A 26,457-nucleotide genomic window follows, 5' to 3' on the forward strand; every position below is an offset into this window, starting at 1 on the left:
CGCTGTCTATTTCATGGCGTTTGGCGATCTCACCATAGCCTGCCTGACCGTCCAGGTAGCTCTGGATAACTGTCAGCCTGAACTGCTCCGAGTACCGATACATGAAAACACCCCAAAAGTTGGTGTCCAACTTTTGGGGTGCAGTTCAAATTTGCCGGCGTTTTTGTTTGTGATCGCAACTACAGTCAAACTCAGACTACCGTGAGCGTTACCTCGATATTGCCGCGGGTGGCATTCGAATACGGGCAGACCTGGTGTGCGGCTTCCACCAGCTTCTGGGCCGCTTCCTTGTCCATGCCCGGCAGCGAGATCTTCAGATCGGCCTGGATACCAAAGCCCTGCGGAATCTGGCCGATGCCGACGGCGCCTTCGATCTTGGCGTCCGGCGAGACCGTGATCTTCTGCTGGCTAGCCACGAAACGGATCGCGCCCAGGAAACAAGCCGAATAGCCGGCTGCGAACAGTTGCTCGGGATTCAGGCCATCGCCCTTGCCGCCCATTTCCTTGGGTACGGCCAGCTTCACGTCCAGTTGATTATCGGACGTCACGGCGCGGCCATCGCGGCCACCGGTTGCGGATGCGTGGGCGGTGTACAGGACTTTCTCGAGTTTCATTTGCATTCTCCTAGCGATGCCCGCTCGGGGGCGTTTTCAAAGTCATGCCGAAATCGGCAAATCAACCGTCGGACCGTGCATCCTCCAGCGTGGTCCGCATCTCATGCAGGCGCGCCGTCAATGTCTGGATCTCCTCGATCGAGCACTGCGTCGCGCACAACATCTTTTCCGGGATGCCTTCCGCCGATGCGCGCAGGCGCCGGCCGGCATCCGTCAGGCTGACCAGCACGCGTCGCTCATCCTCGTCATCGCGTGCCCGTGCTACGAACCCCGCCACCTCGAGCCGCTTGAGCAGCGGAGTCAGTGTTCCGGAGTCCAACGTCAACCGTTCTCCGAGCGCCGACACCGTCAGCTTGTCCGTCTCCCATAACACCAGCATGACCAGATACTGCGGATAAGTGAGCCCAAGCTCACCCAGGATCGGCTTGTAGATCTTGGTCATTGCCAGCGAGGTGGAATACAGCGCGAAGCAGAGCTGTTGATCCAGCCGGAGCCAGTCTTCGTTAGTGGAGGAGTTCGTTGCGTCAGCCATGGCTCTATCTTATACACAATTAAATTGTGTGCAAGATAAATTTTCTATCGTGACTATTGAGGATAGGTGACGCGGGMGAGATAGGTCGGAACTTTAAGTCTGGTTTAAGGATGGCTGCTTACGATGCTTCCATCGCGCCGCAACTCCTGCGTCCGCGCAAGAAGCCAACCAGAAGGAAAGACCATGATTCGCCAGACTTTTGCCCGCTCCGCCGTCGGTGTCGCCGCGCTCGTTGCGCTGGCCGGCGGTTATGCCTATCTCCAGAAGGACGCCATCACCCCCGGCTACGCCGCGCCGACGCCCGTCACGGCATCTGCCTCCGGCGCGCCCGTCGCCGTCGCCACGCCAGCCGACTTCTCGGGCATCGTCGACCAGTACGGCCCCGCCGTGGTGAACATCAGCGTGACCGCGCGCGCCCAGCGCACCTCCGCGCAGGCGCCGCAGGGCATCGACCCCGACGATCCGCTGTTCCAGTTCTTCAAGCGTTTCGGCCCGCAGTTCCAGGGTCCGCAAACCAGCCAGCCGCAGCTTGTGCGCGGCCTGGGCTCCGGCTTCATCGTCAGCTCGGATGGGCTGATTCTCACCAATGCTCACGTGGTCGATAACGCCACGGAAGTCACCGTCAAGCTGACCGATCGTCGCGAATTCAAGGCCAAGGTGCTGGGCGCCGATCCGCAGACTGACATCGCCGTGATTCGCATCGATGCGAAGGACTTGCCCACCGTGCGCCTTGGCGATCCGTCGAAGATCCGCGTCGGCGAGCCCGTGCTGGCCATCGGCTCGCCCTACGGTTTCGAGAACACGGTCACCGCCGGCATCGTCAGCGCCAAGTCCCGCTCGCTGCCGGACGACACCTACGTGCCCTTCATCCAGACCGATGTGGCGGTGAACCCCGGCAATTCCGGTGGCCCGCTGTTCAACCAGCGGGGCGAAGTGATCGGCATCAACTCGCAGATCTATAGCCAGACCGGCGGCTACCAGGGCCTGTCGTTTGCGATTCCGATCAACGTGGCGACGAAGGTGCAGGAGCAACTGGTGGCGCATGGCAAGGTCACGCGCGGCCGTCTCGGCATCTCGGTGCAGGAGGTCAACCAGGCGCTGGCCCAGTCCTTCAACCTACCCAAGCCGGCAGGCGCGCTGGTCAATGCGATCGAGCCGGACAGCCCCGCTGCCCGCTCCGGCCTGAAGGCAGGCGACGTGATYGTGCAGCTGGGCGACGACGTCATCGACCATTCGGGCGATCTGCCCGAGCACGTCGCGGACATGAAGCCCGGCACGCAGACCCAGCTCAAGGTCATCCGCAAGGGCGAGCCGCTGACGCTGACCGTCAAGGTGGGCACGGCCCAGGAAGGCGCCGTGGCGCAGAAGACGAATGGCGGCGATACCGGCGGCAAGCTTGGCCTCGCGGTGCGCCCGCTTACGCCGGCCGAGAAGCGTGACAGCGGCATCGACGGCGGGCTGGTCGTGGAGAACGTGGCCGGACCGGCCGCGCGCGTGGGCATTCAGCCGGGCGATGTCATCCTGTCGCTGAACGGCACGCCGATCAGTTCAGCAGAGCAACTTCGGGCCCTGGTGTCGAAGTCCGGCAAGCAGGTGGCGCTGCTCGTGCAACGCGACGACGCCCGGATTTTCATCCCCCTCGACCTCGGCTAACCGGGTCYGAAAAACCGGGTTTACGGTGCCCGGTTTACGTATACAGGCCGTATACCGTAAACCGGTATACGGCCCGCAAACCCTTGCCAGAGGCCGCATTCAGGGCGATAAAACATCCCAAAAACGCGTTTGAGCAGGTATGATCTCGACTGCGATGCATGAAGCGCGTGGTGGCCAAGGCCGCCACGTCTGGTTCTTGCTGAATCGACAGAACAAGGAAGTCTATGCAGTTGGATTTCACCCGCGCCCCCATCTCGCCGGGTACCGACCGAACGCGGCGCTTGACGCCTGCCACCACCAAGCCGACGACCCCGCGTCGCCGCAAGAAGGAAGCCGCTCCACACTGGGAGCGCGGCTACCGTTCTCATTTCTACCGTAGCGAACGCGGCGACAAGCTCGGTGAGGTCCACCTTTCCGATCGCGGCGAACTCCCCGTGGTCTACCGCTGGGCGGCCGGCAACTACTCCGGCGCAGAGGGCTCCCTGGCCCATGCGCGTGCCCGCGTGGAAGAAACCATCGGCTTCGGCATGCGCCAGCTGTCGCTGTTCTGACGGGCGGACACGCCTCCCGCCCCTAGTCGTATCCTCAACGCGCCGTCCCCAGTCTGGGCGCTAGTCCAGCCGACGCTGCGCGAACATGCCGATAGCCGCCACCAGCGCGAGCACGGCAATCAATCGATAGAGATCCTCGCAGGCAATTAGCCGCGCCTGTTGATCGGCAATTGTCGCCAACTGCGCCAGCGCGCCCACGTGCGCCTGCCCCGTATCGAAGCCGCGCGCCATCAGCGCCTTCTGTGCCGACTCCAACCACTGCGCCGCCTCAGCGGGACGTTGCCCGATGGCATTGGTCAAGCTGGTATGCACCGCGAACTGCCGGTTCTGCAGCAGCACGGCGCCGAGCGCCGACGCGAACGAGCTGGCAATCTGCCGCATCAGGTTCTTGCTGCGGTAGCCGTGGGCAAAGTCATCGTCGTCGGCCAGCGAGCGGAACGTCAGTCCAGCAATCGGGATGATGACCATCACGCCGAACAGCCCCTTGCCCACCAGCCCGGGCAGCAGCGCGACCGGTCCGACATCGGGTGGCATGATCGAAAACCACGCCATCGCGCCCGCCATCAGCAACAGGCCCGCCACCATGACCGGCTTCTTGTGCGTGAGGTGCCGCGCCACGCGCAGATAGCACCAGATGCCGGCGAGGCTGATGGTGGCGGCCAGCGTGTTGAGCCAGCCTGTGGTGGCCAGCGGGAAGCGCAGCGCCTGTTCGGCGTAGATCGGGAACACGTAGCCGCTCAGGTTGCTGATCATGTAGTAGACGAAATACATGGCCAGCCCCGTGAGGTAGACGGGATGGCGCAGCGCACGCAGTCGCAGCACCGGCGTGGCGTGGTGCCACTGGTGCCACAGGAAGCCGGCGAGCAGCGCCAGGGCAAGCGCGGCGACCAAGGCTACGCGGGCGGGATGCGAGAAGAGGTCGAAGCGCGCTTCGGTCAGGGACGCCTGGAGCGCCACGATGGCCACGCCGAACAGCAGCAGCGGACCGAGCGCCGGGCCGCCCACATCTTCGCGGGGTTCGGCGTCGGGCAGCAGCAGCCAGGCGCCGAGCGTGGCCAGCGCCGCGAACGGCAGCACGCCATAGAACACATCCTGCCAGACCCCGCGCTCGACCAGCTCTGCCGCGAACGCCGGCCCGAGCGCCGAGGCGCCGAAGATCCCCAGCATGAAGATACGCGTGGCGCGCGGCCGATCAGCCGGGCCGAACATCAGGTTCACGAGAATCCGGCAGCTGGTGAACAGCGCGCCGCCGCCCACGCCTTGCACGAAACGGGCGGCCACCATCTGCGCGAGGCCGGTGCTGGTGGCCGCGCCGAGCGTGCCGGCCATGAACAGCAGCAACGACCCTGTCAGGTAATAGCGATAGCCGAACCGCTGCGCCAGCCACTGCTGCTTGAGAATCATCAGCATGCTGCCCACGGCATAGGCGGCCTGCACCAGCGCAAAGCTGCGCGGGTCCGCATCGATGCCGCCGACGATATGGCTGGACGCGAACACGAACATGATGTTCTCGAGGAACTCCACGCCGGTGGCCAGCGCGAGCAACATCATCAGCAACGTCTGGCGCTGCGGTCGGCTCAACAGGCGACTCAGCGCGCCGGGCCAGCGGGCGCCGGCGCCCTTGCCCTGGGGGGCGGGCAGGTTCACGACCGCTGCGCGTCGAGYGCCGCGAGATTCTGGTGCAACTGCRCAAGGTCGCGCGTCACGTCGGCCAGCCGGTCCTTGCCCAGCGGCGCCCAGGCCTCGCCATAGGCGGCATGCACGGCGGGCGCGGCGCGCTCCAGCAACGCCCGGCCTTCCGCCGTCAGCGTCAGTTCCAGGCTGCGCCGATCCTGTGTCGAGGTCTTGCGCTGCACCAGGCCGCGYGCCTCCAGGCCGTCGATCAGGCGCGTCATCTGGGTGCGCGTGGCGTCGATGGCGACGCCAAGTTCCGACGGCATGGTCGGCTGTCCGCCATCGGCGACCAGCAGGCTCATGACCAGGTACTGGCCCATGTCGAGCGCGTGCGGCGCCAGTGCTCGCTCGATGTGATGYCGGAGCAATCTGGCGGAACGGAGCAGCAGGCGGGAGGCGAGCATGAGATCGCGCGGGGCTTCCGGATATTCCGCGCAAAACCGGGTGATACGCTGTTCGAACGGCATTTGTTACATCCGATATAGTTACGAACGTAACTATATGCGCGAGATGCGGGAATGGCAACCGGCCGATGGTGCGCGGGACGGCTAGCGCACCTGCCGCCGCACGAGCGTCAGCGCCCTGCGCATGCGCGCCATCGCTTGCAACCTGCCTGCGGCGTCCGGCGTACCGTAGCGCAGCGCGATGTAGTCGCGCGTGAATGCCTGCAAGGCGGTGGCGGCGCCCGGCAGCGCCTCGGCGGCGCGCATGGCGAAATCGGCCGGCCCTTCCGAAGCCCCGCGCGCGCAGCCATGACGCGCCAGCAAGGTGCAGAAGCGGGCATAGAGCGACTGGAGCGGATCGAGCCGCCGTTGCCGCAGCCAGAGCGGCAACAGCGCGACGAGGCTCAGCGTTGCCAGTCCGCCCGCCAGCAACGCTGGCAATTGGCCATCCATGCCAAGTTTCTGCAGCAGCCGGCCCTGTTGCGCGCGGTCGTACTGGAGCACCCAGCGCTGCCACGTATAGGTCAGTCCGTCGAGGCCCAGGCGCAGGTCCCGCAACCATGCCGGGCCGCGCAAGGCGCGTAGCGCCTCAGCCTCGTCGCCGCTCAGGGCGGCGTCCACGCCTTCTTCCACACGGCTCGGCGCCACGGCGCTGGTCGGGTCCACGCGCACCCATCCGCGCCCGGCGATCCACACCTCGGCCCAGGCGTGGGCGTCCGATTGCCGGATGATGTAGTGCCGGCCCATCGGGTTGTACTCGCCGCCCTGATAGCCCATCACGGCGCGCGCGGGCACGCCGGCGGCGCGCATCAGGAACACGAAGCTGCTGGCGTAGTGCTCGCAGAAGCCACGGCGGGTATCGAACAGGAAGCTGTCCACCTGCTGCTTGCCGAGCGGCGGCGGGGAGAGCGTGTAGGCGAAGGGCGCCGCGGCGAAGAGCCGCAACGCGGCCTGCACGCGCTGCCACGGGTCCGGATACTGCGCCATCCAGCTGGCTGCGAGTTCGCGGCTGCGCGGATTGCCGTCCGGCAGCGCGAGCGACAGCGCAAGTGTGCGCCGCGACAGGGGTTGGGGCGTTCCCGTCAGTGTCGAGTGGCCCCGGTAGCGCAGCGGCCGGTCCACCGGTGCGCGGGCGAAAAACTCATCGTCGGCGGAAACGCGGGCGTCGAGGCTGCCGGACACCGCAACGCCCCGGTCGAGCAGGTACAGCCAGGCCTGCTGGCTTGGCTCCAGCGTAACGTTGTACGCGCGCACGCCCGAGGGCGGTGGCGTGGCGTCGTCGCCGTCATCGTCGCGCAGCCCGGTGGCCGGGCGCGTGGGCCGCATCGACCCATCGGCGGGCCGCCACGCCAGTCCGTCATAGTTCCAGAGCACCAGCGCGCGCCAGTACAGCGCACTGGCGGGCAAGGGATCGCCGATGATATCGGCGCGGAACGCCACCTCGGGCGAGCGGATCAGCTCGCCGACGCTGCCGGGTTTCATCGTGTCCGAAATACCGGTGCGGCCCACCGGCTCCGACTGCGGCAGCCGCCACAGCGGATGGTCGAGCCGAGGAAACAGCACGAACAGGAACAGCGCCCACGGCAGGCCGATCAGCGCCATGCGGCCAAGCAGCGGCCAGATCGCCAGCCGCCCGCGCGCTTCCGGATGGTGGAGCAGCAGCCAGTTGCGCAGGATCCATGCGCCGATCGCCATGCTGTAGATCGCCAGCCAGAACGGCTGGTCGGCGAGGTAGAGCGTYAGCAGCAGGTAGAAGGATAGTTGGGTGACCARCGTGGCATCGGAYAGCGCCTTGGTTTCCAGCAGCTTGAGGATGACGAAGGCGCCCAGCAGCGCCACGCAGAGTTCGCGCCCGAGGCTGCCGCCCGAYTGCCATACGAGCGCGGCGGCGGTCACCAGTACCAGCACGGCCGATACGCCGAGCATCAGCTTCGATGGCAGCGGTGCGCGCTGGCGCCAGAGCAGCCAGCGCCAGGCCAGCAGCACCAGCAGCAGCAGGCTGACCGACACCGGCAGCGAGCGCGCCTGCGGCGCCAGCACCAGCGCGAGCTGGCCCATCAGCATCCCGTGTTCCTGATGCCCGAGCGGGCGAACTTCGTGCCGGGTCATGACGCGCGCCGCTCCGGCCACACGGCCAGCGCTTCCAGGCAGGCGCGGCGATGGGCGGCACCCTGGGCGGGCGGCAACGCCACGCCGGGCAGGCGCAGGCCGACCTCGAACTCGTCGCCGGCGGCCAGCACCCACGCGCACAACCGCGATAGCCGGGCCTCGGTGTCCATGCCCGGCGGCAGCGCATCCCAGTCGAGCCAGCAACCGGGCTGGCGCGGCGTGGTGCCGGTGCGGCTCAGCATGCGGCCCGTGCGGGCGCTGTGCTTCCAGGCGATGCGGTGCAGCGGGTCGCCGGTGCGATAGCGGCGCAACTGGTCGATGCCATCGTCCGACGCGACGGATAGCGTGCCGTCCTCGGCGTCGTCCGGGCGGGCCACCTGCGGCAGCGGCGGGGCGTTCGGCTCGGGCGCCGGATAGACGAAGGCCACCAGCGACAGGTCCGCATAGCTCCACACGCGAAACAGGCCGAACGGAAAGCGGCTGGAAAACGTGACGCGCGGCAGCTTCATGCGCCCGCGCGCGGTGGCCGGCACGCGGAGCGGCAAGGTGCCCCGGCTGTCGCCATCAATGGTCAGCGTGGCGGTTTCGGATTGCGGCGTGCGGGCCTCCAGGCCGATGCGGGCGGCTGGGTCGGCGTTGTCCACGTTCAGTGCGAAGACCGCCACATCGCCCACGAAGGCCGGCGAGGCGGCACCCGTGGACACCGCCAGTTCCAGCAGATTGCGATAGGCCATCCACATGCACGCCATGCCGATGCCGGCGAGCAGGAACGTGAGCGCGAAGCCGAGGCTGATGTTGTAATTCAGCGAGGTCAGCAGCATCGCCACGAGCAGCACGCCAAAGCCGGCCCCGCTGCGCGTGGGCAGGATATAGAGATGGCGCCGATCGAACGTCACCACGCCATTGACCGGCCCATGCTGCCGATGCAGCCAGGCGGTCAGCGGACGATGCGCGGTGGCGGAGGCTTGCCGCATGGCGGGACGGAAATCAGGGAATGGCGACGTTGGACAGCAGGCGGTCGAGCACCCCGGCGCCCTGGCCCACGCCATGGCCGGACGGCAGCAGCCGATGCCCCGCCACTGCCGCAAACACGGCCTGCACGTCCTCGGGAACCACCATCTCGCGCTGCTCCAGCAGCGCCCACGCCCGTGCGCAGGCCAGCAGCGCCAGCCCCGCACGCGGCGACAGGCCGGCGACGAAACCCGGTTCCGCGCGGGTGGCCTGCACCAGCGCCAGCACGTAGTCCACCAGCGCGGGGCTCGCGTAGACCTTGGCGGCGGCGGCCTGCAGCGCCATCACCTGCTCGGCGTCCATCACGGCAACGGGGCGCTGATCGTCGGCACCGCCGAGGTACAGCACCCGCTCGAAGGCCGGATCGGGGTAGCCGAGCGAAATCCGCATCGTGAAGCGGTCGAGTTGCGACTCGGGCAGCGCATGCGTGCCGATCTGCTCGAGCGGGTTTTGCGTGGCGATGACGAAGAACGGCGCCGGCAGCGCGTGCGTGGTGCCGTCGTGGGTCACCTGCCGCTCGGCCATGGCTTCCAGCAGTGCGCTCTGGGTTTTCGGGGGCGCGCGGTTGATCTCGTCGGCGAGCACCAGCTGGGCGAAGATCGGGCCGCGATGGAAACGGAACTCGCTGGCCTCGCGCAGGAAGACTGACACGCCGACCAGATCGGCCGGCAGCAGATCGCTCGTGAACTGCACCCGCTGGTATTGCAGGCCCAGCGTCTGGGCCAGCGCATGCGCGAGCGTGGTCTTGCCCACGCCCGGCACGTCCTCCAGCAGCAGGTGGCCGCCGGCCAGCATGCAGGCCAAGGCAAGGCGCACCTGGCGCGGCTTGCCCAGCACGATGCGGCCTAGCTGGGTTTGCGCCTCGGCGAGCGAGGCAACGATCCTGGGTCGGGCGGTCACGAGTTGCCTCCGGTGACGTGGCTGCGGGTGCAGAGTGCGGCCATTGTAGCGGCGTCGGGGTCGCATCGGACAGTGGGYTGCCGCACGCTTTCAGGGCGACAGATGTCCTGTTGTCTCATGCGAAATGGGCGGTATCGCCCGCCAGCCCGCGCCGGATCTCGCCGCTTCTGGCATCATCGATCTGTTGGCGCCTTGCCACTTTCAGAATGGTCTCATCCCTCCACGATGACTGCCTCGCAACACCGCGCCTCAGGCGCCTCGGCTTCCCTCGATTTCGACTCTTCCGCGCCCCTGGCCGACCAGGCCGGTCTGGCCAGCCTGGCGCGTGAATTCCACGCGGGCGGCTACATCGTGCTGCGCCGCTTTGCCAGCGAGGCCATGTGCGCCGCGCTGGAGGACATGACCCGCAAGCATCTGGCCGCCGCCGTGCCGCCGGTGGAGTTCGAGGCCGATCTCGGCTATCCCGGCGCGCCCACCTCGCGCAAGGCCGAAGGGGGCGGTACGGTACGCCGGCTGCGCCAGGCCTATGGCCGTGACGAGGTATTCCGCCGCTGGGCCAGCGATCCGCACGTGGTGGCCACGGTGGAGGCGCTGCTGGGCGAGCCCGCCCGCCTGACGCTGGCGCACCATAACTGCGTGATGACCAAGCATCCGCATTTCGGCAGCCAGACTGGCTGGCATCGCGATACACGCTACTGGTCGTTCGTAAAGCCCGAGYTGGTCACGGTTTGGCTGGCGTTGGGCGATGAAGACGAGCGAAACGGCGTCTTGCGTGTGATTCCGGGTTCGCATCAGGCCAAGCTGGCGCCGGAGCAGCTCGATCCGGCCGARTTTCTCATCGAGGCGCATCCCAATAGCCAGAGCCTGCTGAAAGGGGCGATGCCCCTGACGCTGCATCGCGGCGACGTGCTGATGTTCGACAGCCGCCTGTTCCACGCGGCSGGCCGGAATGACGCCGAGACGGTCAAGCTGTCGGTAGCGTTCGCTTACTTCGGTGCGAGCAACCGGCCGCTGGCCGGCACGCGGTCCGCCGAGTTCGGCAGCGTGGAGCTGCCGCCGGCCGCCTTGTAGACGTCCCTTCCCAGAAACACAAAAGCCGCCTGATGGCGGCTTTTTCATTGGCGCGCGTGGTGCGCGTCAGGCGGCGTTGCCGCGAGTCGTGCCCGAACGGAACAGGGCAAACAGATCGGCCAGACGGACGGGCAGCAGCGGGGTGGCGTGCCGAACCGCATCGCGGCGGGCAAAGTGCTTGCGGAGTTGCTCGCCGACCGGACGGCTGAGGTACGAAGCATCCGGGTATTGCATGATGGTCATTCCCTATTGTGGTTAACAACAGCCTACAGTATACACCGCGATGGTGCGGCGCGCCATTTGCTGGTGCGAACGGGGAATGCCATGCGCAGACGCCCGYGCGAGGGCGGGCGTCCGTGCACCGGAATGTGGCCGGAATGTGGTGTCGAGGTCAGGCGGCGGAGATTACGCGCCCTTGTCAGGCGTATCGACCGGCGCGTTTGCCGGGGTGCCGTTCATGTTTTCGACAGCTTTCGCCGCGCTGAACACATGGCGCGTGGCCAGCAGCGCRGCAAGGTCGGCATCGCCGGCAATCACGGCCTGGAGAATCTGGGCATGCTCGTCCCAGTTCAGGCGCGCGCGGCTCAGGTTGGCCGGCGCGAACAGCAGCCCGGTGCGCTCACGCAGCGAACGCATCATGTCCTGCAGCACGCTGTTGGCGGCGATATTACCGAGCAGTTCGTGGAACTTGGAGTTGAGTTCGACGAAGCGCTCGGTCTGGCCGCTGTTCACGGCGTCGTTGCCTTCCTTGAGAACCTTCTCGATTTCCAGGATCAGCGCGGGGTCGCGGCGTTGTGCCGCGAGCTTGGCGTTGAGACCTTCGAGGGTGGCGCGCACCTCGACCATTTCGCGGGCGATATTGGGCGACAGACGCGCCACCGATGCCCCACGGCGCGGCTCGATCTTGACCAGCCCTTCCGCCGCCAGCGCGCGCAGCGCCTCGCGCACCGGAATGCGGGACACGCCCAGCTCCAGCGACAGCGTGTTCTCCACCAGCCGCTCGCCGGGATCGTACTGGCCGTCGAGGATGCGCTGCCGCAACGTATCGGTCACAAGCGCGAAGAGCGGGGAATGCTGGGCGCCCAGGCTGGCAGCCGGGGTGTCCGGATTCGGGCTGAAGGCACTGGTGGTGGCGTCGTTCATGGTCGGGATCGGCCGTGGAAATCGTGGATCGCGCAAGAAACTTGAGCGTTGAAGCACCGGCCCATTGGGATGCATGGGCCCGGCGTGAATGCCACTATTGTATACCGTCAACCTTTGCGACCAGACATTCCACTACATCGTCGGATGCTGAAAAGTGAACCCGTCGGCATACAGGAACGGGACCTGCGCGCCGAGTCCGGTGAACAACTGCTTTGCATCGTGGATCATGTTCGGCGAGCCGCAGAGATAAATCGCATGCTCGGACAGGTCGCCCAGGTCCGCCGCCACGGCTTCGTGCACATAGCCGCGCCGGCCCTGCCAGTCCGCGTCCGCGCGGGACAGCACCGGCACGTACTGGAAATCGTAAAGCCGATCGCCCCAGGCGCGGATCTCGTTGTCGAGGTAGAGGTCCGATGCGGACCGCATGCCCCAGTAGAGCCACACCGGCGGGCAATCCGGGTCATCCATCAGGGACTCCAGCATGCTCTTGATGGGCGCGATACCGGTGCCGGTGGCTACCATCAGCAGCGGGCGGTAGTCCTCCTTGCGCAGTGCGAAGTTGCCGAGCGGCACTTCCACGTCGAGCCGGTCGCCCGGTTGCAGGCGCGGCAGTTGCCCCGCCGTGAAGCGACCGCCGGCAATGCGGCGCACGTGGAAGTCCACCTCGTTGCCGCGCGGGGCGGACGCCATCGAGAAGCTGCGGTGGCTCCCGTCGTCTAGCAGAATCTTCATGTACTGGCCCGGCGCGAAGGCCAGCGGCGTGTCGTCGGGCAGGGCCATGCGCAGGTGCAGCACGTCGGCGGCGAGCGGCGTCACCGCCTGTACGATGGCTGACGCGCGGCGTGCCGGCACGGCCGGCTCCCGGCCGCGCGCGGTGCTGATGACGAGGTCGGCCGTGGGCCGCGCCTGGCAGGCCAGGGCGAAGCCGGCGGCGTCCTCGTCCTCGGTCAGTCCCATCGGAAATTCTTCATAACTGACCGATCCTTCCACCACGCGCACGCGGCAGGTGCCGCATCCGCCGAACGTGCATTCGTGGGCCAGGCTGACGCCCGTGCGCAGCGCGGCATCGAGCACGGACTCGCCGGGCTGCGCCGTGAACGACTGCTGCGTCTCGGCAATCTCGATGCGATAGAGGGGATGGGTACCGTGGGACATGACCGCTCCTGCTTACTTCTTGATGTCGGCCTGCGCCAGCACGGTCAGGTCCTCGCCGGCCAGCAGGTCGCGCAATGCTTCCAGCGCGGCCACGCCGCACGCGGTGTCCTGCTCGCCGTTGCCGCCGGACAGGCCCACGCCGCCGACCACCTCGCCGTTGACCACCACCGGGTAGCCGCCGACGAACACCGCGAACTTGCCTTCGAAGCTCCACTGGATGCCGAACGCCTCGTTGCCGGGCAGCGCGGGGCCGTTGGGCGCCGTATTGAACAGGTGTGTGGAACGCTTRTGGCCGGCCGCCGTGAATGCCTTGTTCCAGGCGATCTGCGGGCCGGTGATGCGGGCGCCGTCCATGCGTTCGAGCAGCAGCGGATAGCCGCCCTCATCGACGATGCAGATGGACTCCAGCACGCCGATTTCCTCGGCCTTCTTTACCGCCGCCGCCACCATGTGGCGGGCTTCCCGCAGTTCGAGCTTGATTGCCTTTTTCATCGTGAAATCCTTAATAGCCGGGTAGTCGCCGCTTAGCAGCCGCGATAGATGGTCTTGATCTGGGTGTAGAACTCGAGCCCCGCGCGGCCCGATTCCCGGAACGTGGAGGTGCTCGACCGCTTCAGCCCGCCGAACGGCGCGTTGACGAGGTTGCCGGTGGTGGTGCGGTTGATCTTCACCGTTCCGGACTCGATGTCATGCGCAAAATCGTGCATATAGCGCGGATTGCGCGTGGCGATGGCCGCGGACAGGCCGTACTCGGAGTCATTGGCAACGGCGATGGCCTCGGCGTAGCTGCCCACTTCGAGGATGGCGAGCACCGGGCCGAAGATTTCCTCGCGGGCGATGCGCATGGTCGGCGTGACATCGGTGAACACGGCCGGCGAGACGTAGTAACCGTGCGAGAAATCGCCATCCGTCAGCGCTTCGCCACCGCACAGCAGCGTGGCTTCAGCCTTGCCGGCGGCGATGTAGCCGAGCACGGTTTCCAGTTGCTTGCGCGTGGCGAGCGGGCCAAGATCCATGCCGGTGGCCATGCCGCTGCCGATCTTCAGCGTCTTGACCTTGGCCACGAGCTTGTCGGTGAATGCCTGCTTCACCTCGCGCATCACGAGGATGCGGCTGGTGCCCGTGCARGCCTGGCCGGACAGCGACAGGCCGCCCTTGATGGCCAGGTCCACGGCCTTGTCGAGGTCGGCGTCCTCCATCACGATCAGAGGATTCTTACCGCCCAACTCCATCTGCGTGCGCGTGGTCATCGGCACGGACTTGTGGATCTGCTCGCCCGCTGCCGTSGAGCCGGTGAAGGACACGGCCCGTACCGCGCGCGATTCGACGATGGTCGGGCCCACCTCGGCGGCGCTGCCGGTCACGAAATTAAGCACGCCCTTCGGAATGCCCGCCTTGACGAAGGCTTCGGCCAGTCGGTAGCCGGAGAGCGGCGCGTCCGACGAGGGTTTGAAGACCACCGTGTTGCCGGTGATCAGCGCCGGCGCGATCTTGCGGGCCGGAATCGACACCGGGAAGTTCCACGGCGAGATTACCGTCACCACGCCCAGCGGCTCGCGCTGGCTGTAGACCAGCATGTCCGGGTCATCGTTGGGATACGTCTCACCGCCGTAGGTCTGTCCTTCCACGGCGTAGAAACGCAGCGTCTGGGCGGAGCGCATGACTTCGTCGCGCGCCAGCGACAGCGCCTTGCCTTCCTCGCGGGTCAGCTCGGCGGCGATGGCGTCGGCGTTGGCTTCCAGATGCGCGGCGGCATCGTTGAGAATTTTCGCGCGCTTGCCGATGGGGGTCTTTTTCCAGCTGTCGAAGGCGGCCGAGGCGGCGGCCACGGCGGCGGCGGCGTCACGCGCGTCCGAGGCGGCGTGCCGGCTCACGATGTCGCGCGTGTCGGCGGGGTTGAGGTTGTCGGTGGTGCGGCCGCTGGCGCTGTCGCACCATTCGCCGTCGATGTAGTTGCGGTACGTCTCGGTCATGACTGTGGCCTTTGCGAACGGGGGCGGGGCGCCCGGCACGGGGGCCGGGCAGATGCGGAGGCCGCTCAGGCGRCCACGGTCTCGCGCGTGCCGTCCACGTAGTCGTAATAGAGCGCGGTGGTGTACAGCAGTCGCATCTGGGCGCCAACCTCGCAGATCTTCAGGCAACGCTGCTGCAATTCCGGCGTATTGGCGTGCTCGAGCACGATCTGATAGCCGCGTTCGCCGTGGATCTCGTCGGAGACGATGTGYAGGTCGAAGAATTCGACTTCCTCGTCCGTGAAGCCGTACTTCTCGCGCAGCGTGGGGGTCTGCTTGCGGTAGATCGACGGCACCTGCGACTCCAGGCCTACGACCAGGCCGGCCACGGCCACCACCGGGTCTTCGCGCATGGCCACGGCGTAGCACCAGCTTTGCAGGCCGCGCGTGGTCGGCGACATGTTGTCCGCATCCACCACGCGCTCGCGGGTGGTGCCGCAGGCTTCGGCAAAGCGGATCAGCAGGTCGGTGTGGCGGTCGCCGCCAATCTCTTCCTCGTACATATTGGCCAGCAGGAAGTCCTTGGCCTCGGTCATGTGGTCCGGCGTGCGGGCATAGATATAGGCGAGGTAGTCGGCGAACGGGCCCACGTAGTGATAGTGGTTCTCGGCCCAGCGGGCGAGGTGGTCGCGCGACAGCGTGCCGCCAGCCCATGCCTTGCTGAAGGGTGCCTGGTTGGCGCTCTTGCCCTTGATTGCGTTCTCGAGGGCGGCGCGGAAATCTTCACGGTTCATCAGTTCGGCCATTTGGGGGCTCCTGTTTTGACGAGGGGTGGTTGTGAGCCGCGACGTGAGAGACGTCTTATCTGCGGCGGGTTTGAATCAGGATGAAATTTGTATACTTTCTGCAATCGAATTTGGGCGACAAAGAGCTGACCGGGCGCAGCACGCGTCAGGCTTTTCCAGCCTCCGCTTCGGTAATCCGTCGATAGGCGACACCAGCCAGGGCGATGTCCTCCAGACCGACGCCGACCGACTTGTAGATCACGATGTCGTCGGCGTGGCGGCGCCCCGCCTTGCCCAGCAGAACATCGGCCAGCTCCACGATCTTGCTGTCGGGCAGCACCGCCTTGTCGGCGAGCACCAGGTCGCCGGCCTCGCGCAGCGACTGCGGCCGCCACTCCACCACCACGGTGGCGGCGCGGGACAGCGCGGTGTCGTCGAGTTCGCGGGTATGCGGCAGGCTCGATCCGATGGCGGCGATGAAGGTGCCCGGCTGGATCAGTTCGCCGGAGAACAGCGGTGTGGTCGAGCGCGAGGCAGTGACGATGATGTCGGCCTGCGCGGCGGCCACGGCCGGATCGGCAAAGGTCACGGGAATGCCGCACTGTGCGGCGAGCCGGTSGGGCAGGCTCGCGTCGGCATAAGGATCGACCACCAGCACGCGGCGCAGCGGCAGCGCGGCGGACAATTGCGCCGCATGCTGCACACCCTGCGTGCCGGCGCCGAACAGCGCAAGCGTGGCGCTCTCGGGCCGGGCCAGCCGCTGCGCGGCCAGTACCGTGCAGGCCGCCGTGCGCAGCCGCGTGATCGCGCCGGCGTCGAACGAAGCCAGCGGCCGGCCGTCAACGGTTGAAAACAGCAGGATGACAAATGAGAACTGTCCTGCGATCGTCGTATATACCTTGGCCCCCGCCACCTCCTGCTCCGGAATCACCGCGCCAAGCGTGGAAAGCTTCACACCACCCGCCTCCGTCCGGATCCGTTCCTGCATCGCGGCCTCGCCGCGTCCAAAACTCTGGAAGGCCGCCAGCATGGCCTGCTGGGCGTCCTGGGCCGTCACGTGTCGGTCGATCAGTTCGTCGGTGATATGGAGCATGGTCGATGGGGGCTCAGGGCTGTYTGTGGCTCGATTCGGTATACAGTCTACACATGGCCGGAAAAATTGCYAGCGTTGATGCATCGATATTTTCCCGRGGCGTGCCTTCCAGAGTGGTGCTTGATGCGCTGAAACCGTGCACTGATGCGGCTTTCCGCACCGCATTGGGGGATTACCCCAAGCCGTGCAGGTTTCGCTTGTTCGGAAGCGTCAACGGGATATAGTATACAAATTAGATCGACGCCCAGCGCTGCACGCAGCCAAGAGGTCGACGGCAGGTCTTATTCATCCGCCCCCACAAGGGCCCCAAGATCAGGATCAGGGGAGCCTCATGCAACAAACCGTAGAAATCGGCCTGGCACATTGGGTGTATTTGCTAGGTGTCGCAGTCATCGTCTTGACGATGATCCTGCGGGCCAACGTTGTCGTGCCGTCTATCGTCGGCACCTTCCTCGTGATCCTGGCCATCACGGGCAATCCGGTCAGCGCGTTGGGGGGCATCTTTGGGGCCAGCCTCGTCGCGGCGAAGGAGCTGTTCAATATCTTCCTGGTGATCGCCTTCATGACGGCGCTGCTCAATGCGCTGAAATCGTTGCGATCCGATATCCGCATGGTGGAGCCGTTCCGCCTCGTCATGAAGAACGGGCATAGCGCCTACTTCATCCTGGCGGGCATCACCTATGTGATTTCGCTGTTCTTCTGGCCCACGCCGGCCGTGCCGCTGGTGTCGGCCATCCTGCTGCCCGCGGCCATCGCCGCCGGGCTGCCGCCGCTGGCCGGCGCCATGGCCATCGCCATCGCCGGGCAGGGCATGGCGCTCTCGTCGGACTACGTGATTGGTGTGGCGCCRGGCATCAGCGCCAAGGCGGCGGGCGCAGCGGTCAGCGCGGCCGTGGTGGCGGACCGGGCGCTGATCCTGTCGATCATCACCGGCACCATCGCGCTGACGCTGGCTTATCTGTCGATGCGCCGTCACATCGTGCCGGCCAACGGCGCGCTGCTGGACCGCTGGCAGGCCCGCGCCACGGGCGTGGACACGGCCATGGAAGCCACCGGCACCTTCGACAAGGCGGAGATTGCGCGCGGCACGTCGCACCCGGAGCCGCTCGTCACGGACGCCAATATCGAACAGAGCCTGGCGATGGTGGCCAAGCGCCGCATCAAGTGGTCGAAGTTCTTCGCGGTGCTCACGCCGGTGGCGTTTATCTGCGTGGTCTCGCTGATGGTGGCGCCCAAGCTGGCCGCCGGCATGCCGGATCTCAAGGGCGGCGCGGCAGCGGCACTGGTGGGCGGCGTGGCCGCGCTGTTGATGATGCTGGCCACGCTGGCCGCCGAAGGGCCGCGCAAGATGCTCGATGTCTGCCCGGAGCACATCACCGATGGCTTCGTGTTCGCGTTCAAGGCGATGGGCTCGGTGCTGCCGATTGCCGGCTTCTTCTTCGTGGGCGCCGGCGAGACCGCCGCGCAGATCCTGGGCGTGGACGCCGGCAAGGCGCCCAGCCTGCTGTTCGAGCTGATCCAGGCGTACCAGCACATGATTCCGGACAACCACGTGTTCGTGGCMTTCGGCGTGCTGTTGGTGGGCATGATCACCGGCATCGATGGCTCCGGCTTCGCCGGCCTGCCGCTGACCGGCACGCTGGCCGGCGCGCTGGGTCCGGTAGTCGGCTTCGACTCGGCCACGCTGGCCGCAGTGGGTCAGATGGGCGCGGTCTGGACCGGCGGCGGCACGCTGATCGCCTGGTCCTCCCTGATCGCCGTGGCCGGGTTTGCGCGCGTGCCGGTGCTCGATGCAGTGCGGGCGTTGCTGCTGCCCGTGCTGGCCGGGCTGTTCGTCTCCACGATCTGCGCGATGCTGCTCTGGCACTGACGCCGGGCGCTTCCTTTTTTTCGATTTCAGCGAAGTCACCAACATGCCGAAAGTCGTCTTTCACAAGCACGGGCAGGTTTTCGTGGACGAGGTCAAGCCCGAGACCAACCTCGTCGTCCGCGCCGGCATCAAGCAGTTTCCGTATCCGAACCTGCGCTACGAATGCGGCATGGGCAAGTGCTCCAAGTGCGCGTGCCGGGTCCTGGCGGGCGCCGAGCACCTGCCGCCGCCGAACTGGAAGGAAAAGAAGCAGCTGGGCGAGCGGATCGACCAGGGCTTCCGGCTTGCCTGCCAGATCTGGCTGACGCATGACATCGAGCTGGAGCAGGAGGATCAGCAGCCTGAGACCCCGGCACAACCTCAGGCCAACACCCAGGCCCAGACCTCATGTTCGTGATCCTGACCAGCAAGCCGGGCCAGTTCCGCACGGAGGCCGTGCCGGGCGTGGAGCCGGTGGAAACCTACGAGTACCTGTTCTATGGCCGCCCGAAGGCGATCTTCGTGATCGCCACGCTGCATGCGGCGGTGAAGGTGCCCGTGATCGACGAAACCGGCGGCCCGGATGCGCCGCCGGTGGTCAACCACGTGCCATCGAAATTCCTCGAGCGCTTCGACACGCTCGACGCTGCCCGGGCCGCGCTGCAGGCGCTGGCGCACTTCGGCAGCATGGACCTCTCTTTAAGGAAGCAATGATGCGGGCAGATATCGAGACGGCTGCCGCCGACACCACCGAGGACACTGGCGGCGGCAGCGCCGCGCCCGCCGCACCCGCTGCGGCGCCGGAGGTCCGCAAGGTGGAAATCGAATTCGTGACCAATGGCGGCAAGACGGTTACCGCGCCCGCCAACAGCAACCTGCTGCGCGTATCGCTGCGCGAGCAGGGCGGCATCCCGTTCAAGTGTGGCGGCGGGCTGTGCGGCACCTGCAAGTGCCACATCGATCGCGGGCTGGAGCATACGGACGCGGTCAAGCCCAAGGAGCGCAAGCATCTGAGCGATGACGACCTGGGCGCCGGCTTCCGCATGGCCTGCCAGACCTTCGTCAACGGCGATATCGCGGTGTCGTGGGAGCCGAAGGCGCGGGTGTAAGCCCGTCTTCGACCGAGGGCCGACCTAGGTCCGCAGGCCGACCAGCCCGGAAATCTTCTCGGAGGCCTCCAGCAGCGGTGGCAGGAATCGATCCGACATCTCCTGCGCGCTGGTGCGGTTGGCCTGCCCGCTGATATTGATGGCGGCGATGATCTGCCCGGTGCGGTTGCGGATGGGCGCGGCCAGCGAGACCAGCCCTTCCTCCAGTTCCTGATCGTTCTGCGCCCAGCCGCGCGTGCGGATGTCGGCAATCAGCGACTTCAACTGGTCGATGTCGGTCACGGTGCGGCGCGTGCGCGCTTCCAGCGCGGTGTCGCGCAGCACGCGGTCGAGCGTGTCGTCATCGAGCCCCGACAGCAGCACGCGCCCCATCGACGAGCAATAGGCCGGCAGCCGGCTGCCGATGGACAGGTTGATCGTCATGATCTTGCGTGCCGGCACGCGCAGCACGTAGACGATCTCGGTGCCATCGAGCACGGAGATCGAGCAGCTTTCATGCACCGACTGCGAGAGCGCCTCCATGATCGGCTCGGCCAGGTTCCAGAACGGCATCGAGGTCAGGTAGGCGAAGCCGAGGTCGAGGATCTTGGGCGTGAGCCGGAACTGGCGGCCATCGGCCTGCACATAGCCCAACCCCACCAGCGTGAGCAGGATACGGCGCGCGCCGGCGCGGGTCAGGCCGCTGGCCTGGGCGATTTCGGTCAGCGTCTGGGTGGGGTGGCGGGCGTCGAATGCGCGGATGACGGACAGCCCGCGTGCGAAGGACTGCACATAGCTGTCGCTCGGCTTCTCGGCGGGCGGGGTGCCCGGCGTGCGGGATGATGCGGGATCGGCAGGGCTCGCCATTGCGGAATGGGCTCGAAATTGGCTCGGAAAGGCCGAAAGGGTAGTGGAAATGCGTCCAAATCGCTAGTCCGGGGCCATCGGCAATACCCCGCCGCGACTGACCGCCACGCTGACGGACGCCCCGCTCTCCCTCATAATGTGCGATCGCAAAATGTCGCAGGTCATCGGGTCAGTGAACGAAACAATTCAGTGGAATGATTGGGAGGCGTTCTGCTGCGTCGTCGAGCAGGGCACCTTCACGGCGGCAGCGGCGGCGCTGGACTGCCCCAAATCCAGAGTGTCGGCCGCCGTGGCGCGGCTGGAAACGGCCATCGGCGCCAAGCTGCTCGAGCGCACCACGCGCCGCATGCGCCTCACCGATGCCGGGGGCGCGGTCTATCGCGACGTGGCCCCGCTGTTCGCGCGGCTGCGCGAGATCCGCCAGGAAACCCTGGCGCGCGAGGAGCGCGTGCAGGGCATGCTGCGCATCGCCACGCCGTACGAGTTCGGCGCCCAGCAACTGGGCGGTGTGATCTGCCGAACACTTGCGGCGCATCCCGCACTCGATATCACGGTGGAGATTTCCCAGGGCTTGGTCGATCCGATCCGCGAGGGCTTCGACATCGCCTTCGTCACGGTGGAGACCGAACTGCCCGACTCCGGCACCATCGCCCGGCGCATCTGGCACGTGGAACGCGGCCTGGTGGCCGCGCCCTCGCTGGCGGCGAGCCTGCCGGCGCAGATGCATCCCGAGGATCTCTCGAACATGCCGACGCTGGCCACGCCCGGCGTCTCGGTCTGGGAGTTCGCGCGCGATGGCGAGCGCATTTCGGTGCCGATCCGCCCGCGCATGCAGACCTATAACGCCGAACTGCGCATGCAGGCCGCGCTGGCCGGGCTGGGCATCGCCCGGGTGCCGATGACGGCCGCCGAGACCGAGATCGCGCAGGGCCGGCTGGTGCGGGTGATGCCCGACTATCCGCTGCCGCCGCTGCGCGTCTTCGCGCTGCTGCCCGACCGGCGCCTGCAACCGCGCAAGGTGCGCGCGTTCATGGAAGCCATCGAATCGATGATGGGCGCGGATCTGGGCGATCTGGCCGAGCCGGCGGCGCGGATGGCGCCCGCTGGACGGGTGGAAGCCTTCGAGCGGATGGAGCAGGGGGAAGTCTAGCGGGGCGTGGGGAGCGCCCCGGGGGTGCTGCCGGGCGGCATTGCGCCGCCCTTGGTACTGCTACGCGGCTCAGGCGCCTTCGCTGAACTGGTCGCGCTGCTCGGTCACGGTGCGGGCACCTTCCGAGTACACGTCGCGCTTCTCGGTCACGCCGCGCGCGCCTTCCGAGTACACATCACGCTTTTCGGTCACGCCACGGGCGCCGTCGGTGTACGGGTCAGCCTTGCCGACGCGGCCGATGCTGCCGTCGAGGCGGGCCAGGTCCGTGATCGATTGCGAAGCCTGGGCAGAGGCGGCGCCGGCGGCCAGGCCGAGGGCGAGGAGGGTGAGGGCGAGGGTCTTCTTCATGGTCGTGCTGTTCCTACTTATTGGCAGAGATCGCGGTGGGTCCGCGGTGGCTGTAATGTAGGCTTCGGCACGCACAGGAAAAAGGGTAAATCCTCGAAAGACTGTCCAGTCAGCTGGAYAATAAGGGTTAACCCTAGGGGGTCGATCTGTGCTAGCCTTGCGGCTCAGATCACGCCACGGCTCACGCTGGCGATGACCATCAGCAGGATCTGCGCGATCACGAACAGGATCAGCGGCGAGATGTCGAAGCCGCCCAGGCGCGGTATCACGCGCTGGAGCGGGCGCAGCATCGGCGCGGTCAGGTGCCACAGCGCCGGCGCCATCGGCGATTGCGGGTTGACCCACGACAGGATCGCCATCAGCAACGTCACCCACATCACCATGCTGATGCCCCACTTGAGCACGTTGAGCAGGCTGAGGGCGAGGATCACCGGCAGGAAGGCCAGCGGATCCGCATCCAGCACCAGCGCACGGCAGACCAGGAACAGCACGGCGGTCAGGTAGGCCGCGATCAATGTGGCCCAGTCGATGCCGCCGAAGCCCGGAATGATGCGGCGCAGCGGCCGGACGATCCAGTCCGTGACCTGGAACACGCCCTGCGACACCGGATTGCGCGACGGCAGCCGGGTCAGTTGCATCCAGAGGCGCAGCAGCAGTGCCATGCCGAACAGCGTGAAGACGGTATCAAGCAGGAACAGGACAATTTCCGTGAACATCGGGCGGATTTCCGGGTTGGCGGTGTTAGGGTGTCGGTCTCCGCACAGATTCTGCCATACCCCGTCCGGCGCGCATGCGGAAATGCGCGCCAGCGCACCGGAGGATGCCTGCGSGCACAAGGGGTGCTTTTATAATGAGCGCCGGATTTCCCCCTCTGCAAAACTGATTCTTCAATGCCACGCAAGCCCGCCGCGCCCCAAGCCGCCCTGACCAAGCAGGATTTCGAGGCGCTGTCCGATTTCCGATACCAGTTGCGGCGTTTCCTGCGGTTTTCCGAAGACGCCGCGCGCGCCGAAGGCGTGACGGTGCAGCAATACCTGCTGATGCTCCACATCCGCGGCTCGGCGGAGCGGAACTGGGCCTCGGTGGGCGAGCTGGCCGAGCGCCTGCAGGCCAAGCAGCATGGCGTGGTGGCGCTGGTGAACCGCTGCGAGGCGGCCGGGCTGGTCAGCCGCAAGGTGAATCCCGACGACCGCCGCGTGGTGCAGATCCACCTGCTGGCCAAGGGCGAGCGCTGCCTGAACCGGCTGGCGATGCTGCACCGGGCCGAACTCGAGTCCCTGCGCAATACCTTCCGCGTGGCCCGCATCACGGCGTTCAACGACGACGGCGCTGATCGGCTCTGATTCGTCCACGGGCGGCGTTACAGCCCGTTACCCATCACAATCTYCCGTGACACCTGCCGCCGAGCCCCGGCTCTAGACTCGCGCGCATCATCCACACGCGCATTGGCCGCAGGAGTCTCCACCATGTCTTTCCCGTTTCGTTCCACGGCGTTGGCCGTCATCGCCGCCGGCGCGCTGGCCGGCTGTGTCACCGCGCCGTATGGCAATGGTTATGCCGACGGGTACGGTATCGGCTATGGAGGCGGCTACGGCAGCAACTACGGCGGTGGCTACCCGCAGCAGGCGGGGTATGGCACCAGCGGCACCAGCGGCACCAGCGGCACGCAGATCAGCGGCGGGTATCCGGCGCAGTCGTATCCCCAGTCGGGCTATCCCCAGCAGCCAGCGTACCAGCAGCCGGGCTACCCGCAGCCAGCGTACCCGCAGTCGGGCTATCCGCAGTCCGGCTATCCCCAGGCGTCCTACCCCCAGCAGCCCGGTTACGACCAGTACGGCTATCCGGCGACACAGCCGGGCGATGGTGCCGACCCGTACGCGGTGCGCTACGGCTGGGTGGAATCGATCGAGATGGTGCGGGGCCAGCCTGCGGACACCAGCGGCGTCGGCGCAGTGATCGGCGGCGTGGCGGGCGGGCTGCTCGGCCATCAGGTGGGCGGCGGGCGCGGCAATACCATCGCCACGATTGGCGGCGCGGTCGCCGGCGCCGTGGCCGGCAACGCGGTGGAGAAGCAGACCAACACTGGGCCGGCGGCCTACCGGGTGCGCGTGCGCACCAACGACAGCGGCTACCTGACCCTCACGCAGGCCAGCCCRTACAACCTGCGTTCGGGCGACCGCGTGAAGATACAGAACGGCGTGGCCGTGCCTTACTGAGCGGGGCTCAGGACAGCGCGTTGGCCAGGAAGGTCAGCGCGCGACCATGGGCCAGCGCCGCCGAGCGCTGATGGAACGAGGCGCGTGCCCAGCAGTTGAAGCCGTGATCGGCCTGATCGTAGACGAAGACCTCGGTGCCGCGCTTGCCGGCCACGGCCTGGCGCACCTGTTCGACATGCTCGGGCAGGATGTGCTTGTCCAGCGCGCCATAGTGGAACTGCACCGGCACGTTCAGCGCGGCGGCCTCGTGCAGCTGGTTCTGGATGCCGCCGCCGTAGTACGGCACGGCTGCATCGACCAGACCCCGCGCCGCCGCCAGGTACGACAGCAGCCCGCCGAAGCAGTAGCCCACTGCCGCCACCTTGCCGCCCGTGCCAATCTCGGCACGCAGCGCGGTGGCCGTGGCGCCGATGTCCGACACCGCGGCTTCCAGGTCCACGCTGGTGCGCAGCGCCATCGCCTGTTCCCAGTCCGGGCCGCTGTAGCCCAGCTCCACGCGCGGCGCCTTGCGCCAGAACACGTCCGGGGCCAGCACCACGTAGCCGTCCGCCGCGTACTGGTCCGCCACCGAGCGGATGTGCTCGTTCACACCGAAGATCTCCTGAATCAGCACGATGCCGGGATTGCCGGGCTGCTTGCCGCCCGGCGGCAGGCTCAGGTAGGCGTCAAAGCTGCCATCGGCGGTGTCGATGCGAATCCAGCGGCTGTCGGGCTTGGTCGTCATGATGCGAACTCTCCAGGGTTTGAGGCACTCCACAATAGAACCCGGAAGTGTGCCATTCCTGTTGCATTCATGCAGGCCGTGGCCGAAAACCGTGGGCAACTACGTGGGCAAAAACGSGGGCAAAAAAATATGCCGGCCCCGCGGGGACGGGGCGCGGCATGGGGCCGCGCAGGGGATGGCGGCTCAGGGCTGCATATCTATATAGATAGAGGCCGGTTGGGGCGGTTCCCTACCAACGCAACTGCACGTTCTTCTCGCCAGGGCTCAGGGTGGTCCGCTTGGACGTCCCCTCGAACGTGGCCACTACCTGGTACGACGCGCGCGGGCCCTTGATCAGGCAGCGCGGGCCGGTGGACGTGAACTCCGCCACCTGCTTGCCGTTCCGCATCAGCTTCACGTTGACGTCCGAGAGGTACTCGCCCCGGCCGCCYTGYGTGAAGAGCAGGCCCATGTCGTACTCGCGGGCCGCGCTGTTCATTTCCGCCTGTTCGTCCGCCGCCACGCCACCGCATACATAGGTGAACGGGCCGGCGCTGGACGTGCTCATGTCGGCGCGGGCGCCCATCGACAAGCCCAGCGACGCCACGGCCACGCCGATGACGCAAAGCGCGCGCGCCCCTCGGCGCACGGGTTTATCGGTGTTCTGATTGGTAAGCATATTTCCTCCTGCCAGGTTGGCCGGCGGCGCGCGAGGGGGCGATCGGACGATGCGAGAGGGCAGGCTCGAAACATCGCCGGAGAGGGTCTGGCGGGGGATCATGGCTGGCATGACCCCGGGCAATCGCCGTTCGCGGCATCCGGGGATACACACCTGAAGTAGACACCGGCGCGGGCGGCCGGTCTGTCAGCGTTTGGCTGATCCTGCTGCGGGAGGATGCCGAGGGGCCGGGGGAGGCCCCTGGCGTGTGATCAGTACGCGGAGGACTGCTCGAAGCGGGTGCGCCAGTTCTCGGTATAGGCGCGCACCACGGCGGCGTCGCCCCGGATCAGCATGCCGTTCTCGGCGTTACGCTGCTCGGCGGACTTGGTGAAGTTGAACGAGCCGGTGAAGACCGCCTGGTCGTCGAACACCATGACCTTGTTGTGGGCGATGGCCGGCTTGGTATCGATCACCACGGGAATCCCCGCATTCTTGAGGAAGGTGGCGCTGGTGTAGCGCTCGGAGACCTGGCTCTTGTCCACGATCACGCGCACGTCCACGCCGCGCTGGTGCGCATCGGCCACGGCCTTGGCGATCTGCGCGTTGGTGAACGAGTACGCCTGGATCAGCAGCTTGCGGCGGGTGTTGTGGATGGCATCGATCAGCATGTCCTGGCAGCTCGGGCCGTCCGGCACGAAGCAGAGCGTATAGGTGCTGCCGGCCGCGAACGCGCTCGGGCGCGCGGCGGGCGTGAGCGCATCGGCCAGACGCYCGAGCGTGGAGGTGGTGCGGGCCTGGGCCACGGCGGCGAGGCCGGTGGCGGCAACCATCAGGCTCGCCAGGGCGAGCCGCTTGCAACGGTGAAGRRAAGTAAACATCAGGTTACAGA

General features: G+C 66.9%; 30 protein-coding genes. 10 read left to right on the plus strand and 20 right to left on the minus strand.

Annotated elements, in window-relative coordinates; all coding sequences use genetic code 11:
* Positions 1-191: 191 nt before the first annotated feature.
* Together AB4Z27_RS14495 and AB4Z27_RS14500 are read right to left on the minus strand one after the other, a co-directional pair.
* Positions 192-614, minus strand: coding sequence for an organic hydroperoxide resistance protein (locus AB4Z27_RS14495; protein WP_092296121.1), 423 nt, complete (start codon positions 612-614; stop codon positions 192-194).
* Positions 615-675: 61 nt separating this feature from the next.
* Positions 676-1,146 (minus strand): MarR family winged helix-turn-helix transcriptional regulator, encoded by a 471-nt coding sequence (locus AB4Z27_RS14500; protein WP_441592678.1) that lies wholly within the window; start codon positions 1,144-1,146, stop codon positions 676-678.
* 183 nt (positions 1,147-1,329) lie between these two features.
* Here AB4Z27_RS14500 and AB4Z27_RS14505 point away from each other — a divergent pair, with 183 nt between their 5' ends.
* Together AB4Z27_RS14505 and AB4Z27_RS14510 are read left to right on the plus strand one after the other, a co-directional pair.
* Positions 1,330-2,799, plus strand: a complete 1,470-nt coding sequence (locus AB4Z27_RS14505) for a DegQ family serine endoprotease (RefSeq protein WP_092296115.1) — start codon at positions 1,330-1,332, stop codon at positions 2,797-2,799.
* A gap of 224 nt (positions 2,800-3,023) precedes the next feature.
* Positions 3,024-3,350 (plus strand): hypothetical protein, encoded by a 327-nt coding sequence (locus AB4Z27_RS14510; RefSeq protein WP_092296112.1) that lies wholly within the window; start codon positions 3,024-3,026, stop codon positions 3,348-3,350.
* Between the two features lie 60 nt (positions 3,351-3,410).
* Here AB4Z27_RS14510 and AB4Z27_RS14515 read toward each other — a convergent pair whose 3' ends face one another.
* The 5 genes from AB4Z27_RS14515 to AB4Z27_RS14535 form a co-directional block, all read right to left on the minus strand.
* Positions 3,411-4,901: an MFS transporter gene (locus AB4Z27_RS14515; RefSeq protein ID WP_092296256.1), complete on the minus strand. Its 1,491-nt coding sequence runs from the start codon at positions 4,899-4,901 to the stop codon at positions 3,411-3,413.
* Positions 4,902-4,993: 92 nt separating this feature from the next.
* Positions 4,994-5,491 (minus strand): MarR family winged helix-turn-helix transcriptional regulator, encoded by a 498-nt coding sequence (locus AB4Z27_RS14520; RefSeq protein WP_441644662.1) that lies wholly within the window; start codon positions 5,489-5,491, stop codon positions 4,994-4,996.
* A gap of 81 nt (positions 5,492-5,572) precedes the next feature.
* Positions 5,573-7,576, minus strand: a complete 2,004-nt coding sequence (locus AB4Z27_RS14525; protein WP_441592676.1) for a transglutaminase TgpA family protein — start codon at positions 7,574-7,576, stop codon at positions 5,573-5,575.
* Entirely contained in the window at positions 7,573-8,550 is a 978-nt protein-coding gene (locus AB4Z27_RS14530) for a DUF58 domain-containing protein (RefSeq protein ID WP_092296103.1), read from the minus strand. The genes AB4Z27_RS14525 and AB4Z27_RS14530 overlap by 4 nt, the downstream gene beginning before the upstream one ends.
* 13 nt (positions 8,551-8,563) lie before the next feature.
* Positions 8,564-9,487 carry an AAA family ATPase gene (locus AB4Z27_RS14535; RefSeq protein WP_441644663.1) on the minus strand — a complete coding sequence of 308 codons (924 nt, stop codon included), beginning with the start codon at positions 9,485-9,487 and terminating at the stop codon, positions 8,564-8,566.
* A gap of 225 nt (positions 9,488-9,712) precedes the next feature.
* Between AB4Z27_RS14535 and AB4Z27_RS14540 the strand changes: the two genes are divergently transcribed.
* On the plus strand, positions 9,713-10,558 hold the full coding sequence (locus AB4Z27_RS14540; protein WP_092296097.1) for a phytanoyl-CoA dioxygenase family protein: 846 nt from the start codon (positions 9,713-9,715) through the stop codon (positions 10,556-10,558).
* A 66-nt stretch (positions 10,559-10,624) separates the two neighbouring features.
* On the opposite strand, the gene AB4Z27_RS14545 is transcribed toward AB4Z27_RS14540, so the two are convergent.
* The 7 genes from AB4Z27_RS14545 to AB4Z27_RS14575 form a co-directional block, all read right to left on the minus strand.
* Positions 10,625-10,801 carry a hypothetical protein gene (locus AB4Z27_RS14545; RefSeq protein WP_177219928.1) on the minus strand — a complete coding sequence of 59 codons (177 nt, stop codon included), beginning with the start codon at positions 10,799-10,801 and terminating at the stop codon, positions 10,625-10,627.
* Positions 10,802-10,963: 162 nt separating this feature from the next.
* Positions 10,964-11,701, minus strand: a complete 738-nt coding sequence (locus AB4Z27_RS14550) for a GntR family transcriptional regulator (protein WP_092296094.1) — start codon at positions 11,699-11,701, stop codon at positions 10,964-10,966.
* Between the two features lie 132 nt (positions 11,702-11,833).
* Positions 11,834-12,856, minus strand: coding sequence for a 2Fe-2S iron-sulfur cluster-binding protein (locus AB4Z27_RS14555; protein ID WP_092296092.1), 1,023 nt, complete (start codon positions 12,854-12,856; stop codon positions 11,834-11,836).
* A 12-nt stretch (positions 12,857-12,868) separates the two neighbouring features.
* Positions 12,869-13,348 carry a GlcG/HbpS family heme-binding protein gene (locus AB4Z27_RS14560; RefSeq protein ID WP_092296089.1) on the minus strand — a complete coding sequence of 160 codons (480 nt, stop codon included), beginning with the start codon at positions 13,346-13,348 and terminating at the stop codon, positions 12,869-12,871.
* Between the two features lie 32 nt (positions 13,349-13,380).
* Entirely contained in the window at positions 13,381-14,829 is a 1,449-nt protein-coding gene (locus AB4Z27_RS14565; RefSeq protein ID WP_092296086.1) for an aldehyde dehydrogenase family protein, read from the minus strand.
* 65 nt (positions 14,830-14,894) lie between these two features.
* The gene (locus AB4Z27_RS14570) at positions 14,895-15,614 is read right to left on the minus strand and encodes a TenA family transcriptional regulator (RefSeq protein ID WP_441644664.1); all 720 of its coding nucleotides are present in this window, start codon (positions 15,612-15,614) and stop codon (positions 14,895-14,897) included.
* Between the two features lie 145 nt (positions 15,615-15,759).
* On the minus strand, positions 15,760-16,686 hold the full coding sequence (locus AB4Z27_RS14575) for an ornithine cyclodeaminase family protein (RefSeq protein ID WP_441644665.1): 927 nt from the start codon (positions 16,684-16,686) through the stop codon (positions 15,760-15,762).
* Positions 16,687-17,017: 331 nt separating this feature from the next.
* Here AB4Z27_RS14575 and AB4Z27_RS14580 point away from each other — a divergent pair, with 331 nt between their 5' ends.
* The 4 genes from AB4Z27_RS14580 (at position 17,018) to AB4Z27_RS14595 (ending at position 19,644) form a co-directional block, all read left to right on the plus strand.
* On the plus strand, positions 17,018-18,556 hold the full coding sequence (locus tag AB4Z27_RS14580) for a hypothetical protein (RefSeq protein WP_092296077.1): 1,539 nt from the start codon (positions 17,018-17,020) through the stop codon (positions 18,554-18,556).
* A 43-nt stretch (positions 18,557-18,599) separates the two neighbouring features.
* Complete coding sequence (locus tag AB4Z27_RS14585) at positions 18,600-18,953, plus strand: 2Fe-2S iron-sulfur cluster-binding protein (protein ID WP_255370861.1); 354 nt, start codon at positions 18,600-18,602, stop codon at positions 18,951-18,953.
* Positions 18,944-19,249, plus strand: coding sequence for a ferredoxin (locus AB4Z27_RS14590; protein WP_092296074.1), 306 nt, complete (start codon positions 18,944-18,946; stop codon positions 19,247-19,249). The genes AB4Z27_RS14585 and AB4Z27_RS14590 overlap by 10 nt, the downstream gene beginning before the upstream one ends.
* Before the next feature lie 101 nt (positions 19,250-19,350).
* Positions 19,351-19,644: a 2Fe-2S iron-sulfur cluster-binding protein gene (locus AB4Z27_RS14595; protein ID WP_441644694.1), complete on the plus strand. Its 294-nt coding sequence runs from the start codon at positions 19,351-19,353 to the stop codon at positions 19,642-19,644.
* Positions 19,645-19,668: 24 nt separating this feature from the next.
* On the opposite strand, the gene AB4Z27_RS14600 is transcribed toward AB4Z27_RS14595, so the two are convergent.
* Positions 19,669-20,490, minus strand: coding sequence for an IclR family transcriptional regulator (locus AB4Z27_RS14600; RefSeq protein WP_092296068.1), 822 nt, complete (start codon positions 20,488-20,490; stop codon positions 19,669-19,671).
* Positions 20,491-20,662: 172 nt separating this feature from the next.
* On the opposite strand from AB4Z27_RS14600, the gene AB4Z27_RS14605 reads away from it, so the two are divergent.
* A complete protein-coding gene (locus AB4Z27_RS14605) occupies positions 20,663-21,640 on the plus strand; it encodes a LysR family transcriptional regulator (RefSeq protein WP_255370860.1) in 978 nt (325 codons plus the stop codon).
* A gap of 69 nt (positions 21,641-21,709) precedes the next feature.
* Here AB4Z27_RS14605 and AB4Z27_RS14610 read toward each other — a convergent pair whose 3' ends face one another.
* Positions 21,710-21,988, minus strand: a complete 279-nt coding sequence (locus tag AB4Z27_RS14610) for a hypothetical protein (protein ID WP_092296065.1) — start codon at positions 21,986-21,988, stop codon at positions 21,710-21,712.
* 164 nt (positions 21,989-22,152) lie between these two features.
* Positions 22,153-22,704: a YggT family protein gene (locus AB4Z27_RS14615; protein ID WP_092296062.1), complete on the minus strand. Its 552-nt coding sequence runs from the start codon at positions 22,702-22,704 to the stop codon at positions 22,153-22,155.
* Between the two features lie 174 nt (positions 22,705-22,878).
* On the opposite strand from AB4Z27_RS14615, the gene AB4Z27_RS14620 reads away from it, so the two are divergent.
* Both AB4Z27_RS14620 and AB4Z27_RS14625 read left to right on the plus strand, forming a co-directional pair.
* A complete protein-coding gene (locus AB4Z27_RS14620) occupies positions 22,879-23,331 on the plus strand; it encodes a MarR family winged helix-turn-helix transcriptional regulator (RefSeq protein WP_092296060.1) in 453 nt (150 codons plus the stop codon).
* A gap of 123 nt (positions 23,332-23,454) precedes the next feature.
* Complete coding sequence (locus AB4Z27_RS14625; protein WP_441644666.1) at positions 23,455-24,204, plus strand: glycine zipper 2TM domain-containing protein; 750 nt, start codon at positions 23,455-23,457, stop codon at positions 24,202-24,204.
* Between the two features lie 7 nt (positions 24,205-24,211).
* On the opposite strand, the gene AB4Z27_RS14630 is transcribed toward AB4Z27_RS14625, so the two are convergent.
* The 3 genes from AB4Z27_RS14630 to AB4Z27_RS14640 all read right to left on the minus strand — a co-directional run bounded on the left by AB4Z27_RS14630 (position 24,212) and on the right by AB4Z27_RS14640 (position 26,398).
* Positions 24,212-24,928, minus strand: a complete 717-nt coding sequence (locus tag AB4Z27_RS14630) for a dienelactone hydrolase family protein (protein WP_092296054.1) — start codon at positions 24,926-24,928, stop codon at positions 24,212-24,214.
* A gap of 229 nt (positions 24,929-25,157) precedes the next feature.
* Positions 25,158-25,586 carry a hypothetical protein gene (locus AB4Z27_RS14635; protein ID WP_092296051.1) on the minus strand — a complete coding sequence of 143 codons (429 nt, stop codon included), beginning with the start codon at positions 25,584-25,586 and terminating at the stop codon, positions 25,158-25,160.
* 251 nt (positions 25,587-25,837) lie between these two features.
* Positions 25,838-26,398 carry a phospholipase D family protein gene (locus AB4Z27_RS14640; protein ID WP_441644667.1) on the minus strand — a complete coding sequence of 187 codons (561 nt, stop codon included), beginning with the start codon at positions 26,396-26,398 and terminating at the stop codon, positions 25,838-25,840.
* Between the last annotated feature and the right edge of the window lie 59 nt (positions 26,399-26,457).

Origin of the sequence: Cupriavidus sp. KB_39 (genome assembly GCF_052114485.1) — a bacterium.
Lineage (GTDB): Bacteria > Pseudomonadota > Gammaproteobacteria > Burkholderiales > Burkholderiaceae > Cupriavidus.

What these genes read in the sequence shown, in the direction of transcription:
- AB4Z27_RS14495 (WP_092296121.1), bottom strand. Translation starts at nt 614, where the DNA reads ATGAAACTCGAGAAAGTCCTGTACACCGCCCACGCATCCGCAACCGGT.
- AB4Z27_RS14500 (WP_441592678.1), bottom strand. Translation starts at nt 1,146, where the DNA reads ATGGCTGACGCAACGAACTCCTCCACTAACGAAGACTGGCTCCGGCTG.
- AB4Z27_RS14510 (WP_092296112.1), top strand. Translation starts at nt 3,024, where the DNA reads ATGCAGTTGGATTTCACCCGCGCCCCCATCTCGCCGGGTACCGACCGA.
- AB4Z27_RS14515 (WP_092296256.1), bottom strand. Translation starts at nt 4,901, where the DNA reads ATGATGTTGCTCGCGCTGGCCACCGGCGTGGAGTTCCTCGAGAACATC.
- AB4Z27_RS14530 (WP_092296103.1), bottom strand. Translation starts at nt 8,550, where the DNA reads ATGCGGCAAGCCTCCGCCACCGCGCATCGTCCGCTGACCGCCTGGCTG.
- AB4Z27_RS14545 (WP_177219928.1), bottom strand. Translation starts at nt 10,801, where the DNA reads ATGACCATCATGCAATACCCGGATGCTTCGTACCTCAGCCGTCCGGTC.
- AB4Z27_RS14555 (WP_092296092.1), bottom strand. Translation starts at nt 12,856, where the DNA reads ATGTCCCACGGTACCCATCCCCTCTATCGCATCGAGATTGCCGAGACG.
- AB4Z27_RS14585 (WP_255370861.1), top strand. Translation starts at nt 18,600, where the DNA reads ATGCCGAAAGTCGTCTTTCACAAGCACGGGCAGGTTTTCGTGGACGAG.
- AB4Z27_RS14590 (WP_092296074.1), top strand. Translation starts at nt 18,944, where the DNA reads ATGTTCGTGATCCTGACCAGCAAGCCGGGCCAGTTCCGCACGGAGGCC.
- AB4Z27_RS14600 (WP_092296068.1), bottom strand. Translation starts at nt 20,490, where the DNA reads ATGGCGAGCCCTGCCGATCCCGCATCATCCCGCACGCCGGGCACCCCG.
- AB4Z27_RS14610 (WP_092296065.1), bottom strand. Translation starts at nt 21,988, where the DNA reads ATGAAGAAGACCCTCGCCCTCACCCTCCTCGCCCTCGGCCTGGCCGCC.
- AB4Z27_RS14615 (WP_092296062.1), bottom strand. Translation starts at nt 22,704, where the DNA reads ATGTTCACGGAAATTGTCCTGTTCCTGCTTGATACCGTCTTCACGCTG.
- AB4Z27_RS14620 (WP_092296060.1), top strand. Translation starts at nt 22,879, where the DNA reads ATGCCACGCAAGCCCGCCGCGCCCCAAGCCGCCCTGACCAAGCAGGAT.
- AB4Z27_RS14630 (WP_092296054.1), bottom strand. Translation starts at nt 24,928, where the DNA reads ATGACGACCAAGCCCGACAGCCGCTGGATTCGCATCGACACCGCCGAT.